This window comes from Ferruginibacter paludis (assembly GCF_030409685.1).
Classification (GTDB): domain Bacteria; phylum Bacteroidota; class Bacteroidia; order Chitinophagales; family Chitinophagaceae; genus Ferruginibacter; species Ferruginibacter paludis.
In genome coordinates this window covers 1-3,164 of sequence record NZ_JAUFQJ010000009.1, presented here as the reverse complement: position 1 = coordinate 3,164, position 3,164 = coordinate 1, and the positions used below count along the sequence as shown (strand labels likewise).

The following is a 3,164-nucleotide window of genomic DNA, read 5'->3' as shown; positions in this document are numbered from 1 at the left end:
AAATAAATTATGTAATACCGTTCACAAACATATTGAACCTTTCAAACCGCTTTACATAGGAGCCCCATGTTGCCTGCTGTTTTTATTCTTCGTATGTATCAAGTTTCCATTTTTTGTCACCACGAATTTTTTTCCATTCCCAATACGTTTCAAAGAAACTGTCGTGAAGCATATCTTGAAATTCCTCTGCTTCGTCATTTGGTTCTTGGTCAACGAGTTTTACTCCAGTCCAGTCAGCAAACAAATGTTTTGGGTCAGTTGTGCCGTCTATAATATTCAGCATACTAAAAATTATTCCTGCACTATTGTCGGCAATAACTTTTCGTAACGCATTTTTTAAATGTTTATTATTGTCAAGTTTATTGAGTTCTTGCTTTTCCAAATCTGTCAACCCATTGTTTGGCGGATAGGTCAAGAAGTCAAAATTTTTGTCCTCAATAATTTTTTTAACTGTCGCCTCTGCATATTCTTCAATGTCTTGGTTTAGGTCAAGCAGTAAGGCTGAAACATTTTTGTTTGATAGTTCCATTAGTACAAAATTTTGTCAATAGAAGGTTTGTCAACTTGCAGCAATTCTAAAATATACGCTGCTTTAACTTTGTCATGAATTTTTGATTTGTCAAATTCATCCATAAGTCCACTTACATAAAGGCGTTCATTTACAGTCATACCGCCAAGTCCTTCAACTTGTCTAACAGCTTGTAAAATTTCTTCGTTTGTCATTGCGTAGGATGTCACTTTAAAATAGCAGGCAACAACGGACGAGGCTTTGTGCAGTTGGGGAATTTGCCAACTGTCCGCTAGGAACCGAAGCTAAATTTATAACTAAAAGCCGAGGTTCAGAACTCCTGCCTTGCAGAATTAAGTCCGCCGAAACCAAAGCTTGGATATGCACTGCCGATGGTTGTATTTCCGTCCAGCCCCAATTGCACAAAACCTGATGTTGTGTGCTGTAATTTGTCACCATGAACCTCCCGGCGAAAATAAAAATTCAATTGGCGTGTCAAGGTCATAAAGCCATTGATACCCGTTGGTTTCCTTGTCGCAAAATGGCTCCATTAAGAAAACCATTTCTTTGTATTTTTCAATTGTCAAATTACAAACAAATTTTTTATTGTCAGAAGTCGCAATGCCTTTGTCTGCGTCAGATATTTGCAGTGTCAAATTGCAATTAATAGGTTGAATAAATTCGAGTGTCGTTAGGTCTAGGTCTTTTTTGCGCTCAATGATTATGTTTTGAATCATATGTCTTAGCTCTTGAGCTTGCAAATTGTCAAAATCATAGAGTCGGACAAGTTGATCTGGGTCGGCGTGAGGAAACTGTCCACCATTACTAATGTCGTCAAGAAACTCAATTTTCATTTGTCTACTGAATTAATTCAAAAGGGAGCCGAGGGATTCGAAACCTCGAACGTTTTACCATCGGCGATTTTTCGGGTCGCTGGCATAAGTCACTCAGGCCATCCCTAATTAGAGTTATCTTTTTGGGAGTGTCCGATATTATAGCACACAACGTCCAGGGCTTTATGTATTCTAGGATTATTAAACTACCAAATTTGTTTTAAAATCAAGCTGCATGCTGGTGGTTTTCCACATACATTTCCCCTTTTTTCACTACCGCAAACATCCGTAATATCAATTTAAATTTTATGTTGTTCAAAACGATTTTGTAGCACTTTGTTTTCATTTTATTCTCACTGTAATTTTTAATTTCTTTATCCCACGCCATCGCGCTTTTGGCCGCCTGGTTGAGCTCCTGCTTCAATTCCTTATTTGCTAAATGACTTACTGTTTTCCTACCTCTAATACTTGTTCCTGAACTATGGTCAAAGGGTATTACACCTACATATACAGCATAAGCTCTTGGGTTGGTAAAGCTTGTGAAATTTTCAGTATAGGCGATTGTCATTAATCCATTCACTTTGCCAATTCCTTTGATGCTGGTTATTAGTTGATAGCTGGTTTGAATCTTTACATCATTGGCTACGATCTTCATCATCTCAACTTCAAGTGCCGCAATTATTTTTTTATTTTCCTTTTGCTTTCGCTCTAACATTTTTATGACAATGTCCTTTTTACTTGCTTCATACATATGCTTGCGCTCTTTAACGGTTGACTGGTAACCCGCATTTTCCCTCACCAATCGCTTTCTGAAATGTAGAAGCTCTTTAAGGCTTGCTATTGCTGGATTTAGTGGCTCGTCGGCCTTCAATGATTTATGCTTTTCTTCCCCATATTGTGCAATTCTGCTTGCATCTACTTTATCATTTTTTCCTCTCGTAATACCTAAGGAATTTTTGATTGCCAACCCAGGAATTCTTGTGTACAAGATTTGTCGTGATTGACAGAACTGCAGCAATTTGTATTCATAGCCTCCTGTATATTCTAGTACGATAAAGCTTTTTTGCAAATCAATATTGAAATGCTTACACCACTTTTGAAATTGCAAAAATCCTTCTGTACCATTTTGAATTCTGATATGCTCAGATATTTCAGCACAATAGATATCCAATGTGTTTTTAGAAACATCTACCCCTAAAGTGAAATCCCAATTTTTCATCGTCTAAGTTTTTAAGTGTGATAAAAACTTGCTCTTGTCAAAAACCTTTGATGATTCAAAGAAATAATTCTAGCTGGACCTGGAGCAAGAAAGTAAAGGCGGGAACTAATACATAAAAAAGTCCTTAATGACTAGCTGTTGGGCAAGTTCAACCACCCCTTACTTTCAAAATTATCAACATTATTGGTAGTTATTAACACCCCCTTGCAACCCCCATTATAATAGTAGTAGATATTAATAAAATTCTAAGAAATTAATCCAAAGGCTGTTGGGATATTTACTTCCGTCCTGCCCGGTACCGCTGCTAAATTTATAATTAATAGTTCATTGTTTGTACTAAGTTCAAAGATGCTTGTCAGGCCGAAACTGAAGACTGGCTTTGCTTTTAGCTGATGTTTGTTGGTCAAGCCCCAATAGCACAAAGCATCTATGTAAAAGCGGTAATTTGAGGGTGCTAAATAATTCAAAAAATGAATACTCAAACTACCGCCATACCAAAGTTATTTATTGGTATAGACATTCACAAAAAACAGTGGTCTGTTCATCTTCGTACAGATATTTGCAATCACCGTGGCTTTTCAATGCCACCCGATCCTGAAAAACT

The 3,164-nt window shown here is 37.0% G+C and carries 4 protein-coding genes; all 4 read right to left on the bottom strand.

Annotation, left to right across the window (positions count from 1 at the left end; genetic code table 11):
- Positions 1–82: 82 nt before the first annotated feature.
- A complete protein-coding gene (locus QWZ08_RS17625) occupies positions 83–529 on the bottom strand; it encodes a hypothetical protein (RefSeq protein ID WP_290338831.1) in 447 nt (148 codons plus the stop codon).
- A complete protein-coding gene (locus QWZ08_RS17620) occupies positions 529–723 on the bottom strand; it encodes a hypothetical protein (protein WP_290338830.1) in 195 nt (64 codons plus the stop codon). Before QWZ08_RS17620 ends, QWZ08_RS17625 begins: the two co-directional genes overlap by 1 nt.
- A 237-nt stretch (positions 724–960) precedes the next feature.
- Positions 961–1,362 carry a hypothetical protein gene (locus tag QWZ08_RS17615; RefSeq protein ID WP_290338829.1) on the bottom strand — a complete coding sequence of 134 codons (402 nt, stop codon included), beginning with the start codon at positions 1,360–1,362 and terminating at the stop codon, positions 961–963.
- A 205-nt stretch (positions 1,363–1,567) separates the two neighbouring features.
- A complete protein-coding gene (locus QWZ08_RS17610) occupies positions 1,568–2,560 on the bottom strand; it encodes a transposase (protein WP_290338828.1) in 993 nt (330 codons plus the stop codon).
- Between the last annotated feature and the right edge of the window lie 604 nt (positions 2,561–3,164).

Coding starts and splice junctions, on each gene's coding strand:
- QWZ08_RS17615 (WP_290338829.1), bottom strand. CDS start 1,362: ATGAAAATTGAGTTTCTTGACGACATTAGTAATGGTGGACAGTTTCCT.
- QWZ08_RS17610 (WP_290338828.1), bottom strand. CDS start 2,560: ATGAAAAATTGGGATTTCACTTTAGGGGTAGATGTTTCTAAAAACACA.
- QWZ08_RS17625 (WP_290338831.1), bottom strand. CDS start 529: ATGGAACTATCAAACAAAAATGTTTCAGCCTTACTGCTTGACCTAAAC.
- QWZ08_RS17620 (WP_290338830.1), bottom strand. CDS start 723: ATGACAAACGAAGAAATTTTACAAGCTGTTAGACAAGTTGAAGGACTT.